At 70.6% G+C, this 18,256-nt stretch carries 18 protein-coding genes; 6 read left to right on the top strand and 12 right to left on the bottom strand.

Translation table 11 applies throughout. The annotated features are described in order from the left end of the window. Nucleotides 1-19: 19 nt before the first annotated feature. On the top strand, nucleotides 20-1,021 hold the full coding sequence (hemB, locus tag OG207_RS19510; RefSeq protein WP_329099763.1) for a porphobilinogen synthase: 1,002 nt from the start codon (nucleotides 20-22) through the stop codon (nucleotides 1,019-1,021). Between the two features lie 15 nt (nucleotides 1,022-1,036). On the opposite strand, the gene OG207_RS19505 is transcribed toward hemB, so the two are convergent. Beyond that, on the bottom strand, nucleotides 1,037-1,390 hold the full coding sequence (locus OG207_RS19505; RefSeq protein WP_329099762.1) for a hypothetical protein: 354 nt from the start codon (nucleotides 1,388-1,390) through the stop codon (nucleotides 1,037-1,039). Nucleotides 1,391-1,479: 89 nt separating this feature from the next. Between OG207_RS19505 and OG207_RS19500 the strand changes: the two genes are divergently transcribed. Then, nucleotides 1,480-2,115 (top strand): hypothetical protein, encoded by a 636-nt coding sequence (locus tag OG207_RS19500; RefSeq protein WP_329099761.1) that lies wholly within the window; start codon nucleotides 1,480-1,482, stop codon nucleotides 2,113-2,115. Between the two features lie 112 nt (nucleotides 2,116-2,227). After that, complete coding sequence (locus tag OG207_RS19495) at nucleotides 2,228-2,500, top strand: DUF1876 domain-containing protein (protein WP_329099760.1); 273 nt, start codon at nucleotides 2,228-2,230, stop codon at nucleotides 2,498-2,500. Nucleotides 2,501-2,550: 50 nt separating this feature from the next. Here the strand turns inward: OG207_RS19495 and OG207_RS19490 are convergent, their stop codons facing one another. Next, entirely contained in the window at nucleotides 2,551-3,306 is a 756-nt protein-coding gene (locus tag OG207_RS19490; protein WP_329099759.1) for an ABC transporter permease, read from the bottom strand. Continuing rightward, on the bottom strand, nucleotides 3,303-4,238 hold the full coding sequence (locus OG207_RS19485) for an ATP-binding cassette domain-containing protein (protein ID WP_329099758.1): 936 nt from the start codon (nucleotides 4,236-4,238) through the stop codon (nucleotides 3,303-3,305). The genes OG207_RS19490 and OG207_RS19485 overlap by 4 nt, the downstream gene beginning before the upstream one ends. A 73-nt stretch (nucleotides 4,239-4,311) precedes the next feature. Here OG207_RS19485 and OG207_RS19480 point away from each other — a divergent pair, with 73 nt between their 5' ends. Continuing rightward, complete coding sequence (locus tag OG207_RS19480) at nucleotides 4,312-5,109, top strand: TetR/AcrR family transcriptional regulator (protein WP_329099757.1); 798 nt, start codon at nucleotides 4,312-4,314, stop codon at nucleotides 5,107-5,109. Between the two features lie 18 nt (nucleotides 5,110-5,127). On the opposite strand, the gene OG207_RS19475 is transcribed toward OG207_RS19480, so the two are convergent. Further along, nucleotides 5,128-5,373 (bottom strand): DUF397 domain-containing protein, encoded by a 246-nt coding sequence (locus OG207_RS19475; RefSeq protein WP_329099756.1) that lies wholly within the window; start codon nucleotides 5,371-5,373, stop codon nucleotides 5,128-5,130. Next, a complete protein-coding gene (locus OG207_RS19470) occupies nucleotides 5,352-6,194 on the bottom strand; it encodes a helix-turn-helix domain-containing protein (RefSeq protein WP_329099755.1) in 843 nt (280 codons plus the stop codon). The genes OG207_RS19475 and OG207_RS19470 overlap by 22 nt, the downstream gene beginning before the upstream one ends. 113 nt (nucleotides 6,195-6,307) lie before the next feature. Between OG207_RS19470 and OG207_RS19465 the strand changes: the two genes are divergently transcribed. Continuing rightward, nucleotides 6,308-6,706: an ATP-binding protein gene (locus tag OG207_RS19465; protein WP_329099754.1), complete on the top strand. Its 399-nt coding sequence runs from the start codon at nucleotides 6,308-6,310 to the stop codon at nucleotides 6,704-6,706. Between the two features lie 720 nt (nucleotides 6,707-7,426). On the opposite strand, the gene OG207_RS19460 is transcribed toward OG207_RS19465, so the two are convergent. The 6 genes from OG207_RS19460 to argS all read right to left on the bottom strand — a co-directional run bounded on the left by OG207_RS19460 (nucleotide 7,427) and on the right by argS (nucleotide 14,812). Continuing rightward, nucleotides 7,427-8,224, bottom strand: a complete 798-nt coding sequence (locus OG207_RS19460) for a VOC family protein (protein ID WP_329107736.1) — start codon at nucleotides 8,222-8,224, stop codon at nucleotides 7,427-7,429. 217 nt (nucleotides 8,225-8,441) lie between these two features. After that, nucleotides 8,442-8,945, bottom strand: coding sequence for a hypothetical protein (locus tag OG207_RS19455; protein WP_329099753.1), 504 nt, complete (start codon nucleotides 8,943-8,945; stop codon nucleotides 8,442-8,444). Next, on the bottom strand, nucleotides 8,942-9,247 hold the full coding sequence (locus OG207_RS19450; protein WP_329099752.1) for a DUF6247 family protein: 306 nt from the start codon (nucleotides 9,245-9,247) through the stop codon (nucleotides 8,942-8,944). The genes OG207_RS19455 and OG207_RS19450 overlap by 4 nt, the downstream gene beginning before the upstream one ends. Before the next feature lie 188 nt (nucleotides 9,248-9,435). Next, nucleotides 9,436-11,169, bottom strand: coding sequence for a hypothetical protein (locus tag OG207_RS19445; RefSeq protein ID WP_329099751.1), 1,734 nt, complete (start codon nucleotides 11,167-11,169; stop codon nucleotides 9,436-9,438). A gap of 195 nt (nucleotides 11,170-11,364) precedes the next feature. Further along, nucleotides 11,365-12,858: a hypothetical protein gene (locus OG207_RS19440; RefSeq protein WP_329099750.1), complete on the bottom strand. Its 1,494-nt coding sequence runs from the start codon at nucleotides 12,856-12,858 to the stop codon at nucleotides 11,365-11,367. Between the two features lie 175 nt (nucleotides 12,859-13,033). After that, on the bottom strand, nucleotides 13,034-14,812 hold the full coding sequence (argS, locus tag OG207_RS19435; RefSeq protein ID WP_329099749.1) for an arginine--tRNA ligase: 1,779 nt from the start codon (nucleotides 14,810-14,812) through the stop codon (nucleotides 13,034-13,036). Nucleotides 14,813-14,981: 169 nt separating this feature from the next. Here argS and lysS point away from each other — a divergent pair, with 169 nt between their 5' ends. Continuing rightward, a complete protein-coding gene (gene lysS, locus OG207_RS19430; protein ID WP_329099748.1) occupies nucleotides 14,982-16,709 on the top strand; it encodes a lysine--tRNA ligase in 1,728 nt (575 codons plus the stop codon). A 74-nt stretch (nucleotides 16,710-16,783) separates the two neighbouring features. Here lysS and OG207_RS19425 read toward each other — a convergent pair whose 3' ends face one another. Next, complete coding sequence (locus OG207_RS19425; protein WP_329099747.1) at nucleotides 16,784-18,106, bottom strand: DUF2637 domain-containing protein; 1,323 nt, start codon at nucleotides 18,104-18,106, stop codon at nucleotides 16,784-16,786. Nucleotides 18,107-18,256: the final 150 nt, after the last annotated feature.

The raw sequence follows: 18,256 nt of genomic DNA, 5'->3' as shown, positions 1-18,256 counted from the left end.
CTCGAAGAGGCGACTGAAGATGAGCGCGTACGGATCCTTCCCCGGTTCGCGGCCCCGCCGGCTGCGCACCACCCCGGCGATGCGACGGATGGTCGCGGAGAACCGGCTGCACCCCTCGGACCTGATCCTCCCGGCGTTCGTCCGGGAGGGCATCAGCGAGCCCCTGGCGATCTCCGCGATGCCGGGCGTCGTGCAGCACACCCGGGACACGCTGCGGAAGGCCGCCGTCGAGGCGGTCGAGGCGGGGGTCTCCGGGATCATGCTGTTCGGTGTCCCGGCCGACGAGAACAAGGACGCGCTGGGCACGGCGGGCACCGAGCCGGACGGGATCCTCCAAGTCGCGATCCGCGATGTGAAGGCCGAGGTCGGGGACGACCTGGTGATCATGTCGGACCTGTGCCTGGACGAGTACACCGACCACGGCCACTGCGGCGTGCTGGACGAGCACGGGCGGGTCGACAACGACGCGACGCTGGAACGCTACGCCGAGATGGCGCAGGTCCAGGCCGACGCGGGCGTCCACGTGGTCGGGCCGAGCGGGATGATGGACGGACAGGTCGGCGTCATCCGGGACGCGCTGGACGAGACCGGGCACGAGGACGTCTCGATCCTCGCCTACACGGCGAAGTACTCCTCCGCCTTCTACGGTCCCTTCCGCGAGGCCGTCGCCTCCTCGCTGCAGGGCGACCGCAAGACGTACCAGCAGGACCCGGCGAACGCCCGGGAGTCCCTGCGGGAGCTCGCCCTCGACCTGGAGGAGGGCGCGGACATGGTGATGGTCAAGCCGGCCGGCCCCTACCTCGACATCCTGCACCGGGTCGCGCAGGCGGTGGACGTTCCGGTGGCGGCGTACCAGATCAGCGGCGAGTACGCGATGGTCGAGGCGGCGGCGGAGAAGGGCTGGATCGAGCGCGACCGCGCCATCCTGGAGACCCTGCTGGGCATTAAGCGGGCGGGTGCCGACACGATCCTCACCTACTGGGCGACCGAGGTCGCGGGCTGGCTGCGAGAGACCCGCTGACGGTCCGGTCCGCACCTACGGCCAGTCGACGAGGCCGTGGAAGACGATGAAGTCGAAGACGACGGCGGCCGGAGCGGTCACCGCGCACCACACCCTGGCGGCGGCGTAGCGCCGCTGCCAGGGCAGCCCCCACGCGGCGACCAGCACGACCAGCACCAGCAGCAGGCCGAACCCGAAGACGGGGAAGGCGACGTCGTACGAGGCGTCGAACCGGTCGCTCGCCGCATCGCCGCAGGAGTCGCAGGCCATCGGGGACAGCCCGACGAAGAAGAACGCGACGGCGGCCGCCGGCAGCGTCAGCAGGGTGGAGACGAGCGGCGCGACGAACGCGCGGGGGTGGCGGGCGGCGGTGTCCGGAGTCAGGGGCATGGCTTCAGTGAACTCCGCCGGATGATCGCGAACATGAGTGCGCGTACTCATGTGCGCGGCCCGGAGGACTGCCAATTTCGTAGGTGTACGTGCGCACTCGGCACGTCGGTATCAAGGGGGGCGACATCCAAGGGGGCGATCTGTCGATCGACCGGGCGTCCTGGGAGGCGGCGGTCCGGCACCTCTACGAGGACGCGTTCACGTTCAGCGCCACCGGTCCGCGCGAGCACGAGGACTGGCGGACCGACGTGCTCGCCGTCATGGAACGCGCCGTCCCCGACCCGCGTGGCTGGGTCGGGCTCGACGACACCGCGGACGAGCGCACGACGGAAGTGCCCGCCTTTCCCTTCCGCCCGCCCCACGGGGCCGATCCCCGGCGTCGGCTCACCCCGGCCGACGTCGGGGAACGGTTGCACGAGATCGACCGTGCGAGCGCCGAGAACCTCCTCCTCGCACTCACCGACGGCGGCTGCACCCTCCGGAACCTCGAACGGTTCACCGAGGGCTTCGACGAGCTGCAGGACACGGTCCGCACCGTCCTCGCCCGCTACGGGCACACGTTCGCGTGCTACACCAACGTCACCGTCGGTGCGGGCCGGAACGGCACGCTGGACTTCGGGGCGTCCCACTGGGGCTATGCCCCGATGACCTTCTACTGGGAGGACGCCGGCCTGGTCATCGTCTCCGACACCGAGGTCGGGCTGTTCTGGACCTTCGACTGCTGAGGTCGTTCAACGCGGTCAGCCGGCCCCCGCAGTGCTCGGCCGTCCCCGCTCGCGCCGGAACGGGCGCGGGCGCACCCTGGAGGGAAGGGTGACCCCCTGGAGGTGATGCACCATGGCCACGCTCGTCGGGTGGCATGTGGAGCTCGAATTCACCGAGGAGGGCCACCGCACCAGTGCGGCGGCCCTGGTCAGGCTCGGGGACGGCTCCGAGATCAAGGCGCGAGGCTATGCCTTGCGTCACCCCTCCGACCCGGAGCAGTTGAGGGTCGGGGAAGAGATCGCGGGCGCTCGCGCGCTCATGGATCTCGCTTCGCAGATGCTGCAGAAGGCCCACTCGGAGATCGACGAGGCAACGGGCCGTACTTCCTACCCGCTCAACCGCTGAGCTGAGCGGCAGGTTCACAGGCCCGCTGAGGGGCTCCGAACAGGGGCCCCTCAGCGGGTCCTGCTGCGGAACAGAACCGCCGCCAGGGCCATGGCCGCGGCCGTGATGCCCGCGCACCAGGTCAGGGCCACCCAGGGCGCACTGCCCGCGGGCTGCGCCAGGAGCAGTGCGCGCAGGGATTCGATCACCGGGGTCAGCGGCTGGTGGTCGGCGAAGCCGTGGAGCCAGCCGGGCATGGTCCCGATGGGGACGAAGGCGCTGGACGGGTACGGCAGGAACATCATCAGGAAGGTGAAACCGCCCGCCGCCTCGGGGGACTTGGCGAGCAGCCCGAGTGCGGCGGCCAGCCACGAGATCGCCGTGATGTACGTCAACAGCAGGCCGGCCGCGGCGAGGACGGCGGCCGGGCCCGCCTGGGGTCGGAAGCCGATCGCGACGGCGACGGCGAGGACCAGGGTGGTGGAGATCAGGTTGCGCACCACCGAGGCCGCCACGTGCCCGGCGAGGATCGGGATGCCGCCGACATCGAGGGAGCGGAAGCGGTCGACGACGCCGTCCCTCATGTCCTCGGAAACGCTGACGGCGGTGGAGGCCGCCCCGAAGCCGGCACAGAGCAGCATGGCGCCGGGCACCACGTACGTGACGTACGCCGTGCCGGTGTCGATGGCCCCGCCGAAGAAGTAGACGAAGATCAGCATCAGCATGACGGGCAGCATCAGGGCGGCGATCAGCGCGTCGGGCCGCCGGCTGCTGATGCGGAGGCTGCGGCCGGCCAGGGTGAAGGCGTTCACGGGTACGGCGGTCATCGGTCGGCTCCCGTCAGGGCGAGGAAGACGTCGTCGAGGGTGGCGCTGCGCAGGGCGAAGCGGTCGATGTCGGTGCGGTCCGGGTCGAGTTCGTCGAGCAGGGTCCGGACGTGGGCGGCGGTGCCGTCGGTGGCCAGGCCGAGCGTGAGCTCTTCCGGGGCGCGGTGCACCGCGCGCGGGGCCAGCGCCTCGTAGGCGGCCCGGGTGGCGAACGTGAGGTCCAGCCGGTGGCCCGCGACACGGGACTTGAGCTCGGCGGGGGTGCCCTCGGCGGCGATCCGTCCGTCGGCCAGCACGGCGACGCGGTCGGCGAGCTGGTCCGCTTCCTCCAGGTACTGGGTGGTGAGCAGCACGGTCGTACCGTCGGCGCGCAGTTCCCGTACGAGCTCCCACAGGTCCTGGCGGCTGCGCGGGTCGAGCCCGGTGGTCGGCTCGTCGAGGAAGATCACCTCGGGCCGGGAGACCAGGCTCGCGGCGAGGTCGAGGCGGCGGCGCATGCCGCCGGAGTACGTCTTCGCGGTGCGGGCGGCCGCCTCGGTGAGGCCGAACCGGGTGAGGAGCTCGTCGGCGCGGGTGCGGGCGGCGCGCGGGGAGAGCCCGGCCAGGCGGCCCATCATGCGCAGGGTCTCGGTGCCGGTCTGGAGTTCGTCAACGGCGGCGAACTGGCCTGTGAGGGCGATGAGTTCGCGCACCCGGGAGCGTGCGGTCACGGTGTCGTGCCCGGCGACGCGCACGGTGCCGGAGTCCGCGGCGGTGAGGGTGGCGAGGATCCGGACGGTGGTGGTCTTGCCGGCTCCGTTGGGGCCGAGGAGGGCGAGGACGCTGCCGCGCGGGACGGACAGGTCGATGCCGTCCAGGACGCGGAGGTCGCCGTAGGACTTGGTGAGGCCGGCGGCGTGGATGCCGAATTCGCCGGAGGCGTGCGTGGTCATGAGGGACGGTGCTCCCTTCCAAGCTTCTGCGTATGCCTTACGCTCTTCTGTGTAAGTAATACACAGAACTAGGATGGGGGCAATCGAGAAGTGGGCGGTCATGGCGGACGAGGACGACGAGGACAGCGGGACCGGGCTCCCGGCCAGCCTGGAGATGGCCTGGGGCCTGCGCGAACGCCCCGGCAAGGGGCCGCGCCCCACGCTCACCCTGCCGAAGATCGTGGAGGCGGCCGTGACGCTGGCCGCGGGTGAGGGGACGGACGCCGTCTCCATGGGCCGGGTGGCCAAGGAGCTGGGCGTCTCGACGATGTCCCTCTACCGGTACGTCGCAGCCAAGGAGGAGCTGTACGTCCTCATGTCGGACGCGGGGGTCGGCACCCCGCCGCCGTTGCCGCCAGAGGCGGCCGGGTGGGGCTGGCGCGAGCTGCTGACGAACTGGGCGTACGCGCAGCGGGCCGTGCTCATGGCCAACTCCTGGATCCTGCGCATCCCGATCACGGCCCCGCCCGCGACCCCGAACCAGCTGGCCTGGATGGACCGGGGGCTCGCAGCGATGGCCGGTACGGGCCTGAAGGAGGGCGAGAAGCTCTCCACGATCATCCTGATCGGCGGCCTGGTGCGGAACGAGGCCACCATGGCCGCGGACATGATCGACGCCATCGTGAAGTCGGGCACGGCCCCGGAGCAGGCCCTGGCCCAGTACGTCCGCACCCTGCGGCTGCTCGCCGGCCCCGACAGCCACCCGGCGGTGACGCGACTGCTGGACTCCGACGCGTTCACCGGATCCGGCGAGCCGGACTACCAGTTCCGCTTCGGCCTGGACCGCATCCTGGACGGCCTCGCCCCGCTGGTCGCCGAGCGGGCGGGGTGACCGCCGCCGGCATTGCCGCTACCGGCTGACCCAGCCGGTCAGCTGCGCCCAGCTCGCCGGGGCGAGATCCAGGACGGGGCCGTCCTGGACCTTCGAGTCCCTGACGTGGACCGTGTCGGTGCAGGTGGCAACCTCGACGCACTGACCGCCGTCGCTGCCGCTGTACGAGGACTTGCGCCAGGCCACGGCAACTTCCAGGCACTGGCCGCCTTCGCTGCCGCTGTAGCTGGACTTGAACCACTTCAGTGCGGTCGTGGCACGCATGTCTCTCCTAGCAGGCGGTCCAACAGGCCCCGCGTCTGCTCGGTGTTGAGGGCCTGAGTCCGCAGCATTGCATACCTGCGCGCCATGATGCTGACCTCATTGGGGTCCGAGATCAGATGGCTGCCGCGTTGGGTCTCGGTGTAGCCGAGGTGCTGGTGGGCCTGGGTCTCCACGATGGTGAACGGACCGTCGAGAGCGGCGTGCGAGGTCCCACCCAGCGGCATCACCTGGAGGCTCACGTCCGGTAGGTCGGCGCAGGCGCGGAGGTGGCGCAGCTGCTCCGCGTACACCTCGTCCCCGCCGAGGCGGTCGCGGAGCACGGCCTCCCAGATCACGAAGCTCAGGGTCGGTGGCGAGGCGCGGTGCAGGATTTCCTGGCGTGCGATGCGCCGGGCGGTCAGCGCCTCGATCTCCGCCTCGGGGTGGGCCGGGACGCGGCACCTGAAGACGGCCCGGGCGTAGCTCTCGGTCTGGAGAAGACCCGGCACCACCTGGTTGTCGAACCAGGAAAGCGCGATCGCACGCGCCTCATGGTCCATGTACTCCTCGGCCCACGGCGGGGTCGCGTCGACGGCCGGCATCTCGTTCGCCGCCACGGTCAGTAGACCCGGCAGGCCCAGGTGGAAGTCCATCAGCTCCGCGACGTTCGGCATCAGCGCGCGCCGGCCCTGCTCGATGGACGCGATGGTCTCCGCATCGAGCCGGACCAGCTCTCCGAGCTGCTTCTGGGTCAGGTTCTTGGCGATGCGGGCGGCGGCCACCATCGCGCCGACCATCTTCATGGTCGTCGCGTTCGGCCGTACTCGTTTCCTCGGTGGCATGACAGCGAACTCCCCACCCGCGCACGCGGAATACCCCGTGCCGACCCGTACTCATGAAGGAGTACGGGTTGGCGCTCAGCCACACGCTAGTCACGCAACGCGACGATCGTCCCGTGAATCCAACTATTCAGGCGGCGCTCGTGCGCGAGCGGCTCTACCTGCGCTCACCTCGAACGGTCGCGGCTGCACGCCAGTTCACACGTGACACCTTGCAGGCGTGGGTGGTCACCGAACGCCACGACGAAATGTTGCTCTGCGTGAGCGAGCTGGCCACCAACGCCCTGCGCCACGGCGTCCCGCCCGGCCGCGGCTACCTGCTGCGGCTGTACGGCTTCGAGGACGCGACCGTCCGCATCGAGGTGCACGACGGCGGGCCCGGAGCGACGCGGCTCCGCGACCGGCCGCACGGTCAGGGCCTCACCCTCGTCACTGCGCTCGCCGACGAGTGGGGAGTGCTGGCGCGGACCCCCGGAAAGGTCGTCTGGTGCGAGTTCCGAATCGGGCGCCCGTGACATCTTCCCAGAATGCGCTTTCCTGAAATTCTTAGGTGGGAATGAATTCCACCCTCAAGAGATTCGTTTCTCCGGGAATGATAGCGCATGGGGGGTAATCGAAATTCCGACACGGCGGCGTGGCGCGCCCGAATTCTAGGTATTCGGTGCGTACTATTCCCTTGTTCGGATCGCGGCCCCCGTGTGTAGGCCCGCCGTATCGGGCTGATTGCGTAGGGGTTCGCGTCATCTCCACTCCAGAAAGAAGGCCGCCGTGGCCCTCCCCCTCCCCAACGACGTGACGGCGTTCCAGGACAACTGGCGCTTCTGTAACCACTGTTGCTCCATGTGGTGGAACGGTCGCTCCGACAACGGAGCTTGCCCCTCCGGCAACTCCCCGGACGGGCAGCACCACGGCCCGGGAAGCTGGAACTTCTACCAGCCGGCCAACCCCAGTGAGCACATTTGATCCGACCGGATCAAGGTGTGGAATTCTCGTGGGCGCGACCCGGGCGGATTCTGGTTGCCTGTTTGACCAATTCTCGGGGTGATGTTGATATCGCCTCGCGCTCCGGTCTGAGAATGCTGCGCGGACTGTAATCGAGCAAATGCCCCCCGACTGCCGAAATCAGTCGGGGGGCATTCGCGTTCACGGTACTTCCGTCCGCCGCGGATGACGTGGCAGACGGAAGGAGGCGGTGCACAGGGGGCGGGGAACATGCCCTGTGCACCCGAAAAACGTCAGACGGGCTGCTCCGTCACCGTCGAAGTGATCACCGAGAAGGTGCCGCCCTGGGGGTCCGCGAGGACGGCCATCCGGCCCGCCACCATGTCGAAGGCCGGGGCCATGACGCTGCCGCCGGCCCGTACGACGGCGGCCTGGATCTCGTCGACGCTGTCCACGTGGAAGTACGGCATCCAGTGCGGCGGCACCCCGGCGGGCAACTTGGCGAGGTCCATCATTCCGCCGACCGCGCGGTCGCCGACCTTGAACTCGGTGTACTCCCCGGCGCCCGGCATCTCGGACCGAGTCGTGGTGACGGGCAGGACGGCGGTGTAGAAGGCGGCCGCGGCGGGGACGTCGGGGGTGTTCAGCTCGTTCCAGATGAGCGCGCCGTGTTCGTTGACGATGCCCGCGCCGTCGAAGGTGCCGGCCTGCCACAGGCCGACGACGGCGCCGGTGGGGTCGGCGATCACGGCCATCCGGCCGAGGTCCATGACGTCCATCGGGCCCATCATGACCGTGCCGTGGGAGTCGGTGACCGACTTGAGGGTGGAGTCGAGGGAGTCGGTGGCCAGGTACGTGGTCCACGCGGTCGGCGGCATCGGGTCCGGGACGGTGCCGTCCGGGTTCATCGCCTTCATGATGCCGGCGACCGGCTGCCCCTTGAGGGTGCAGACGGAGTATCCGCCCTGCTCGGCCGGGCCGACCTCGCCCTGCCAGCCGAACACGTCGCAGTAGAAGTCGAGGGCGGCCTGCTGGTCGGGGACCATCAGGTCGATCCAGCAGGGAGTGCCGGGCTTGTAGGGGCCGTTCATGTCGGGCACGGAGGCCTCCGGGGATCTGTGGCGCCTATGGGGGATGGACGGGCCATCCCCTACCCGGCCGCTACACCCCGAACCGGGCCGAACGGGTGATATCCACCGGCCGTGGTGTGTGAGGCCGTCCCGTTAAGGTCTTGCCGAGGGGCCCCCTGGGCCGCAGTCGGCGCCCAGAGGCCAGAGGCCGGCTGAGGGTGGAGGCCGGGCGGGCGGGTCACCGGATGCCGAAGAACCGTGTCCACCAGGTGGGCCGGGCCGCGAAGTCCTCCAGCGCGCTGGGGCCCTCGTAGTCGCTCTCCAGCAGTTCCTCGGGGACACTCACGTAGCCGAGGTCGGCCAGCGCCCGCTCCACGGTGGCGAGGTCGCCGAGGTCCAGCGCCCCTTCTTCTTGGGCATCGTCCGTGCCGAGGAAGGCCCCCGGATTGTCGGCGCAGACCTCTGCGAGGGAGCCGAACTTGCTCACGCAGACCACGATCCGCGTCCCGCAGACCGTCGCGTCCGCGGGCACGTGGACACGCCCGTACTCGCTGGAGTCCTGGGTGTCCCGCTCGGACTCGCACGAGGTACCGAAGTCTGCTTCGAGCCGACGCACCAGCCCGCCGAACTTGACGCCGGTCGTCGCGCGGTCGTAGTGCAGCGGCCATTCCAGCCGCTCCGGGTCATCGAGTTCGCGCAGCAGGGCCAGCAGTTCTATCGGCCCGGTGAACTCCCCGCTCACTCGCCGGGTTCCAGGTCGCGCAGCTCGTGGCGGATGCGCGAGGCCTCGTCGAGGAGTTCGCGGGCCGTCTCGGCGTTCGCGGCTTCGGCCGCCCGGGCTTCGAGGTCATTCACGCGGTGGTCGAGCTCGGGATCGCGCGCGAGGGCGTACTCGCCCCACCAGCGGGCCATGAACGCGGGAACGGGCCCGATGTCGTACGCGTCGGCGATCTGCTGTCGCCAGGCGGCGTCGAAACCCGGCAGGAGTGCCGGGGTGCGGGCGGCGATGGCGGCGCGCAGGGCCTTCGGCGTGTACTCAGGCATCGGCGGCACTGAACCGCCGCGTGCAGGCGTCGCGGTGGGCATTTCCGGTTTCTCCTCGGATCGGACGCCGCCCACCCTAGCCGTCGGGCTCGGGCCCGCTCCGGGGAACGCGACGGCTTCCGGCGCGTCCCGCGCGGGCGGCCCCGCCACCCGTGCGGGTGACGGGGCCGAGTCGGCGGCCGAGCGGGTCAGGGGGTGGTGCGGCGGCGGCGACCGGTGCCCGCGACCAGGGCGGCGCCCATGGCGAGGGCCACGCCCGCGCCGTTCAGGGCCCAGCTGGTGGCCGGGTCTGCGCCGGTGGCGGCGAGGGCGGGGGCGCCGGTGGCGCTCCCGCTGGTGGGGACGGTGCTGATCGGCGTGGTCCCGGTGCCGCCGTTCGGCACGGGCCCGTTGCCACCGGGCGCACCGCCTCCCGAGGCTTCGCCGCCGGGAGTCGCCCCTCCGGGCGCGCTGCCTCCGGGTGTCCCGTCCCCGGGGATGCCTCCGCCGGGGGTGCCGGGTGTCTCCCCGCCAGGGGTACCGCCTCCGGGGGTGTTGCTTCCCGGGGCTTCGCCGCCGGGCGTGCCGCCGCCGGAGGTCCCGCCGCCCGGGGTTTCCCCGCCCGGGGCGGGGGCCGGTTCCAGGAGGGTGGTCAGGCGGCGGGGCGAGCGGGAGTCGGCCCACGGCGGGGGTGTTTCCGCGTCGACCTGGGACGTGCCCCAGGCGAAGAAGGAGACCGATCCGGTCGGGGCGTCGGCGGAGAAGCGGACGCGGACCGGGACGTCGAAGGCCGCGCCCGCGCCGATCGGGCCGCGCACGAGACCGCCCGCGAAGAAGTAGCCGTCCTCGTCCGAGACGATCTCGACGGACTGCCAGGCAGCCGCCGGCTGTCCGTCCACGCCGGGCCGCAGGACCTCGACCGTGATCTGCGAGACCTGCATCGGGACGAAGTCGGGCCGGGCCAGAATCAGACCCAGGTCGAAGGCGGCCAGCTCGGCCCTTCCGGCGTTGTCCACCCGGACGGAGAGTTCCGTCCAGTCGCCGCCCGCCCGCACCGATTCCGGGACCCCGCTCACCGCCAGGGCGGGACCTTCGACCCGTACCGGGTCCTCGTCACCGCCGGGTGCGCCCGTGATCCTCGTTGCGTACAAGGACGTGGGGGAGCTGCCGGTGGCGGTCCCGACCCGGCCCCTGCCGTCCGCCGTCAGGTCGAACGGTACGACGGGGGTGTCCGCGGCGAAGCTGATCCGGACGTCGATGGTCCGGATCTGGCCGGCGGGGACCGCGGCGGCGCTGCCGAGGGCGTAGCCCAGTGTGGGGGCCGCGCTCTGGACCGGCACGGCGGCCGTCCACGGCCCGCCCGCGGTGCGGTGCTCGATGCTGATGTGGGCCGGCCCGAACTGTCCGGCGGCCTGCGAGACGCCCAGCAACGGGGTGTACTCGTCCACGGTGAGGTGGCCCGAGTTGTCGACGGTCACGGTGAGCGGGGTCCAGCTTCCGTCGGCCTTGAATCCGGCCGCCGGGATGCCCTGGACCGTGACCTCGGGCCCCATCAAGATCCGGTCGGACCCGCTGTCCTCACCCTCGTCGAGGGCCTCCGGCGGGGACGCCTGCGCCTGCGCCGGCGTCTGGGCCTGGGCCTGCACCTGCGCCTCCGGTGCGGGCGGGACAACAAGTGTGTCGGGCACCGCCGGTGCGGCCACGGCCCGTACGGCGGGCTGCTGCGCGGCGGCGTCCTCGGCCGGGGTCTTCTCCTCCGGCTGCTCCTGGGCTTCTTCCTTCGCCGGTGCCTGCGCCCCGTCCGACGGCCCGGCGGTGTCCACGGGTACCGCGTCCGGCGCGGTCACCGCCGGATGATCATCGGCCACCGCGGGTGCGGCCATCAGGAGTGTCTGGCCGGCCACCGCGGCTGCTGCCACGACGGCCATGCGCTTGAACTGCATGCTCTTTACCTCCCCGAGCTCCGGACATGTCCGGAGCCGCCCCAAACCCCTTGGGAGGCGCCAAGGTTAGTGAGGCGGGAGGAGCTTGCAGAGGGCTACAGGATTGCGAAGTATGTGCGGTCCGCCGAGACGGGCCGTACGACCCGTACGGCCCGAATCGGGCCGTACGGGTGAACGCGTGCCGTGCCCCAGACCTCAGGCGGTGGTGCGGCGGCGGCGACCGGTGCCCGCGACCAGGGCGGCGCCCATGGCGAGGGCGACACCCGCGCCGCCGAGGGCCCAGGTGGTGGCCGGGTCGCTGCCGGTGGCGGCGAGCTCGCCACCGGTGGTGGTGCCGGTGTTTCCGGTGGTGCCCGTGCCGCTGCTGGTGTCGGTGATCGGCTTGGCGCCGCCGTTCGGCTTCGGCTGGTTGCCGTTGCCGCCCGTGTCCGTGGAGGCGGCGACGATGTCCGTCAGGCGGACCTTGGAACGCGAGTCCGCCCACGGCTTCGGGCTGCCCAGGCCGACGTTGGACGAGCCCCAGGAGAAGATGCTGACGGGGCCGAGCGGCGCGTCGGCGGTGAAACGGATCCGGACCTGGACGTCGAAGCTCTTGCCGGCCGGGACCGGGCCACCCGCGAGGTCGATGCCGAAGAAGACGCCCTCCTCCTCGGCCCAGATCTCGGCCGCGTGCCAGCCGACCTTGCCGTCCTTGTCCTTGCTCAGGACCTCGGCCTTGATCTGGGAGGGCTTCATCTTGACCCAGTCGGGACGGGCCAGGACCATGCCGACGTCGAAGCCCTTCAGGGCCTCCTTCCCGCCGTTGTCCACGTGGACGGACAGGTTCGTCCAGTCGCCGCCCGCCTTGATGGTCTCCGGCACGCCGTTCACCGTCAGCGCGGGGCCCTCGACGAAGGGGTTCTCGCGATCGTCGACCGCACCGGTGATCGTGGTGTTGTACCAGGAGGTGGGCGAGTGGTTGACGTGGTTCCCGACGCGGCTCTTGCCGGCCGAGGTCAGGTCGAAGGGCACCACCGGGGTGTCCGCGGCGAAGGCGATCCGCACGTCGACCGTGTAGGAAGTGCCCTTGGCGAGGGACGGGTTGGTCCCGAAGCTGTACTGCAGGCTGGAGCCGAGCGCCTCACCCTGGGCCAGCTTGGCAGGCTGCCAGGTGCCGCCTGCGGCCTTCCACTCGACCTTGACCTGGGAGGGCTTGAACTCGGCGCCGTACCCGTCGACGGAAATGCTGGGCGTGTAGTTCGGCACGGCGACGTGGCCGCCGTTGTCGACCGTCACCTGCAGCGGGGTCCAGCCGCCGTCGGCCTTGAAACCGTTCTTCGGGATGCCCGCCACCGTGACCTCGGGACCCATGAGGATCCCGTCGGACTCGGCGCCCTGCGTGTCCTCGTCGCTCTTGGCGTCCTTCGCCGCCTTGTCGGCGGCGGGCGCCGGCGCCGGCTTCGGTGCGGGCGCCTGCGCGTCCGGGACGGCCGGAGCAGGGACGGCCGGAGCGGGTACGACCGGAGCCGGGGCCTTGACGTCCGGCACGGCCGGGGCCGGCGTACCGGCGTCGGCGGCGTCGTCCTTCGGTGCCACGTCCGGGACGATGACGGCCGGCTGGTCAGCGGCCATCGCGGGCGTCGCGGTCAGGATGGTCGGGCCGGCCACGGCCACCGCGGCCACGGCGGCCATTCGCTTGATGCTCTTCACGAAATTCCCCCCCCATTAAGTTTTGAACACGATCAGATTAGTGGGGTTGACGGGATCGTGGGAGGCCTCGGAGATCACGAAATGCGTACGACCCCAGCAGTAGCTGCCGGGGCCGTACACATTTGGTGCGGGTTGTGCGGTTGTGCGGTTGTGCGGTCGTGCCGATCGAGCGATGTCAGAGCTTCTCGGGGGTCCGGATGCCGAGGAGGGACATCCCCTTCGTCAGCGTGCGGGCCGTCAGCTCGCACAGGAACAGCCGGTTCTCCACCTGCTCCGGGGTGTCGGCCTTGAGCACCGGGCACTCCGCGTAGAACGTCGTGAACAGCGACGACAACTGGTAGAGGTACGCCGCCACCTTGTGCGGGGCGTGGTCCGCGGCCGCCTCGGCGATCAGCTCGCCGAACTGGTCCAGGTGCAGGCCCAGCGCGCGCTCGGCCGAGGCCAGCTCCAGCTCCGGGTGCGCGCCCGGCTTGCGCTCGCCCGCATTGCGCAGGATCGACTTGATCCGCGCGTACGCGTACTGCAGGTACACCGAGGTGTCGCCGTTCAGCGAGACCATCTGGTCCAGGTCGAACTTGTAGTCGCGCGAGGCCGAGGTCGACAGGTCGGCGTACTTCACCGCGCCGATGCCGACGAACTGGCCGTTCTCGACGATCTCCGCCTCGGTCAGGCCCACCTTCTCGGCCTTCTCGCGCACGACGGCCGTCGCCCGCTCTACGGCCTCGTCCAGCAGGTCCACCAGCCGGACCGTCTCGCCCTCACGGGTCTTGAACGGCTTGCCGTCCTTGCCGAGCACCGTGCCGAAGGCCAGCTGCACGGCCTTGACCCCGTCGTTCAGCCAACCCGCCCGGCGCGCCGTCTCGAAGACCATCTTGAAGTGCAGCGACTGCCGCGCGTCGACCACGTAGATCAGCTCGGTCGCGCCCAGCTTGCCCACCCGGTCGCGGATCGCCGACAGGTCGGTCGCCGCGTAGCCGAAACCGCCGTCCGACTTCCGCACGATCAGCGGGGTCGGGTTGCCGTCCGGGCCCTTGACGTCGTCGAAGAAGACGCAGAGCGCGCCGTTCGAACGGACCGCGACGCCCGAATCCTCCAGCAGCTCGCACGTCTCGACCAGCATGTCGTTGTAGCCCGACTCGCCGACCACGTCCGGGTCCTGGATGTCCATGTCCAGCTTGTTGAAGACGGAGTAGAAGTAGATCTTCGACTCGTCCACGAACCGCTGCCACAGCTCCAGCGTCTGCGGCTCACCCGCCTGGAGGTCCACCACCCGGGCCCGCGCCCGCGTCTTGAACTCCTCGTCGGAGTCGAACAGCGCGCGCGAGGCCTTGTAGAGCCGGTTCAGGTTGGACATGGCCTCCTCGCCGGAGGCCTGCTCGTCGGCGTCCGCGCCGCCCTTGTGGTCCAGCTCGTGCGGGTGCTCCAGCAGGTACTGGATGAGCATGCCGAACTGGGTGCCCCAGTCGCCGATGTGGTGGCGACGGACCACCTTCTCGCCCGTGAACTCCAGGATCTCCACCATCGCCGCACCGATCACGGCGGACCGCAGGTGCCCGACGTGCATCTCCTTCGCCACGTTCGGCTGCGCGTAGTCGATCACCGTGGTGCCCGGGTTCGCCGCGAACGGGACGCCCAGACGGTCGTCGCCGGCCCGCGCGGCCAGCGTCTCGATGATCGCCCGGTCGGTGATGGTGATGTTGAGGAAACCGGGGCCGGAGACCTCGATCTCCTGGATCAGGTCACCGGTCTGGATGCCCCCGACCACGGTCGCCGCCAGCTCGCGCGGATTGGCCTTCGCCTTCTTCGCGAGCGCCAGGATGCCGTTGGCCTGGAAGTCGGCCCGGTCGCTTCGTCGCAGCAGCGGGTCCGCGCCACCGGCCTCCGGCAGGGCGGAGGCAAGGGCGTCCGCGACGCGCTGATTGACGGAAGAAGCGAGGGAAGGGACCGAGGCCATGAGCTGCCGTTCCTGTGAGGTCGTGCCGGTGAGTGCACTTGGTTGTTCCGACAAGAGCCGAGTATCCCACGCGGGGGCAAACCGTTTCCCGGTGAAAAAGCAACCTCGGAGCGACCCCTTCCGTCTGGGAGAATGGCTGAAGCCAGCATTCGAGATAGAAGGACGTGTCGTGGCTCAGAGCAGCACCGAGACCGACTGGGTCTCCCGTTTCGCGGACGAGGTCATCGCCGAGGCGGAGCGCCGAGCACCCGGCAAACCTGTCGTCGTCGCGTCCGGACTCTCCCCCTCCGGCCCCATCCACCTGGGCAACCTCCGCGAGGTCATGACCCCGCACCTGGTCGCGGACGAGATCCGCCGCCGGGGCATCGAGGTCCGCCACCTCATCTCGTGGGACGACTACGACCGGTACCGCAAGGTGCCCGCCGGCGTGCCCGGCATCGACGAGTCGTGGGCCCAGCACATCGGGCGCCCCCTGACCTCCGTGCCCGCCCCGGCCGGATCCGCGTACCCGAACTGGGCCGAGCACTTCAAGGCCGCCTTCATCGAGGCCATGGCCGAAATGGGCGTCGAGTACGACCCGATCAGCCAGACCGAGCAGTACACCAGCGGCGTCTACCGCGAGCAGGTGCTGTTCGCGATGAAGCACCGCGGCGACATCGACGCCGTCCTCGACCAGTACCGCACCAAGCAGAAGCCGGGCGGCAAGAAGCCCCAGCAGAAGCAGGTCGACGAGGCCGAGCTGGAAGCCGCCGAGGGCTCCGGCGCCGCCGCCGAGGACGACGGCAGCACCGGCGAGGGCGGCTACTTCCCGTACAAGCCCTACTGCGGCCAGTGCGGCAAGGACTTCACCAAGGTCACCTCGTACGACGACGAGACCACCGAGATGACCTACGTCTGCACCGAAGACGAGTTCACCGAGACGGTCAAGCTCAGCGAGTTCAACCGCGGCAAGCTGGTCTGGAAGGTCGACTGGCCCATGCGCTGGGCCTACGAGGGCGTCATCTTCGAGCCCTCCGGCGTCGACCACTCCTCACCCGGCTCGTCCTTCCAGGTCGGCGGCCAGATCGTGCACATCTTCGGCGGCGAACAGCCGATTGGACCGATGTACGCGTTCGTCGGCATCAGCGGCATGGCCAAGATGTCCTCCAGCAAGGGCGGGGTCCCCACCCCGGCCGACGCGCTCAAGATCATGGAGCCGCAGCTGCTGCGCTGGCTCTACGCCCGCCGCCGCCCCAACCAGTCCTTCAAGATCGCCTTCGACCAGGAGATCCAGCGGCTCTACGACGAGTGGGACAAGCTGGAGGCCAAGGTCGCCGACGGCTCCGTACTGCCCGCCGACGCCGCCGCGCACACCCGCGCCGTGCGCACCGCCGCCGCCGAGCTGCCGCGCACCCCGCGCCCGCTCCCGTACCGGACGCTCGCCTCCGTCGCCGACATCACCGCCGGCCACGACGAGCAGACCCTGCGCATCCTGACCGACCTCGACCCGACGCAGCCGCTCACCTCCCTCGACGAGGTACGGCCGCGCCTGGACCGCGCCGAGAACTGGATCACCACCCAGGTCCCGGCCGACCAGCGCACCCTCGTACGCGAGGACGCCGACACCGAGCTCCTGTCGTCCCTCGACGACGAGGGCCGCGAGTCGCTCCGGCTCCTCCTGGAAGGCCTTGACTCGCACTGGTCCCTCGACGGGCTGACCACCCTCGTCTACGGCGTCCCGAAGGTCATGGCCGGCCTCGAACCCGACGCCAAGCCCACGCCGGAACTCAAGGTCGCGCAGCGCACCTTCTTCGCCCTGCTCTACCGGCTCCTCGTGACCCGGGAGACCGGACCGCGACTGCCCACCCTGCTCCTGGCAGTGGGCGCCGACCGCGTGCGCAAACTGCTCGCCGTCTGAGCCGACCCACCCGGCACGCGAAAGGGCCCGCACCCCTCGGGGTGCGGGCCCTTCCGCCGTCCACGGCCGTCACGTCACGCGATGTGCTCCGCCTCGCGGTCCTTGTGATGGCGCTGCTTGAACGCCGGGATCATGCGGCGCAGCAGCGAACCGCTGCGCGGGTGCGTCACGCCGTAACCGTCCGACAGGTGTATGTCGAGCGCCTCGGCCGACGGGTAGTCCTGCTTCTCGTCGACCAGCGCACAGAACACCTTGTACGCCGCCTCGGCGAACTCGGCCTCGTCAGGAGTCTCGGGACCCTCGGCCGGAACCTCCTGCTGGCGCTGAGCCGGGATGGAAGGATCCTGCTGCGCGGACACGGACTGCTCCTCGTCCGGGCCCATCGGGGGCAGCACCGGGGTCGGCTCCAAGCCCTCCACGTACTGGGGGTTGTAACCGCCCTCGTACGCCGCCTGCGGCGCCAGCGGCGCGGCGAACCACGCGCTGTTGTGCGCCGCCGGCATCGCCGTCGGGTCCACCGCGAACGCCGGCGGGACGTGCTGGGCAACACCGGGAACACCCGGAACACCCGGAACACCGGGCGCGCCGGCCGGATCCTGCACCTGCTGGGCGACCTGCTGGCCCTGCTGCGCCAGCTCGGGCGCGGCCGCCAGCGCCGGAGCCTGCGGAGCTTGCTGGACCTGCTGCGCCTGCTGCTCCACCGGCGGCAGCACCGCCGGCTCGATGCCCGTCGCCGCCAGCGCCTCCGGAGTCGTCTCCGCGAGCGGCACACCGATCTTGGCCAGCTTCAGCGGCATCAGCGCCTCCACCGGAGCCTTCCGCCGCCACGAACGCCCGTACCGCGCCTGCAGCCGGGCCTGGTAGATCAACCGGTCCTGCTCCATACCGACCGCCTGCTCGTAGGAGCGCAGCTCCCACAGCTTCATCCGGCGCCACAGCTTGAACGTCGGCACCGGCGACAGCAGCCACCGCGTGATGCGCACACCCTCCATGTGCCGGTCCGCAGTGATGTCCGCGATCCGGCCCACGGCGTGCCGGGCGGCCTCCACCGTCACCACGAACAACATCGGGATCACCGCGTGCATCCCGACACCGAGCGGATCCGGCCACGAGGCCGCACCGTTGAAGGCGATCGTCGCCGCCGTCAGCAGCCACGCCGTCTGACGCAGCAAGGGGAAGGGGATCCGGAGCCACGTCAGCAGCAGGTCCAGCGCGAGCAGCACACAGATGCCCGCGTCGATACCTATCGGGAACACCAGCGAGAAGCTGCCGAACCCCTTCTGCAGGGCGAGGGCACGCACCGCGGAGTACGAGCCCGCGAACCCGATCCCCGCGATGACCACGGCTCCCGCGACCACCACGCCTATGAGGATCCGGTGCGTACGAGTCAGTTGCATCGCGGCCACCCGCGATCCCCTCCCCTTGTCGAGCACGTACCGAGCGGAGCGTGCCGATGCTCAGTACTGGGTACTTACCGCGCCTTTACCAAGCTGCGGCACGCACAGCGTACGGGTGACCGGATGTCAGTGCCCCAGGAGGCCCCGCCC

It is taken from the genome of Streptomyces sp. NBC_01439 (assembly GCF_036227605.1).
Taxonomy (GTDB): Bacteria; Actinomycetota; Actinomycetes; order Streptomycetales; family Streptomycetaceae; genus Streptomyces.
The sequence above is the reverse complement of the archived record's forward strand: the minus strand, read 5'-3'. Positions and strand labels throughout refer to the sequence as shown.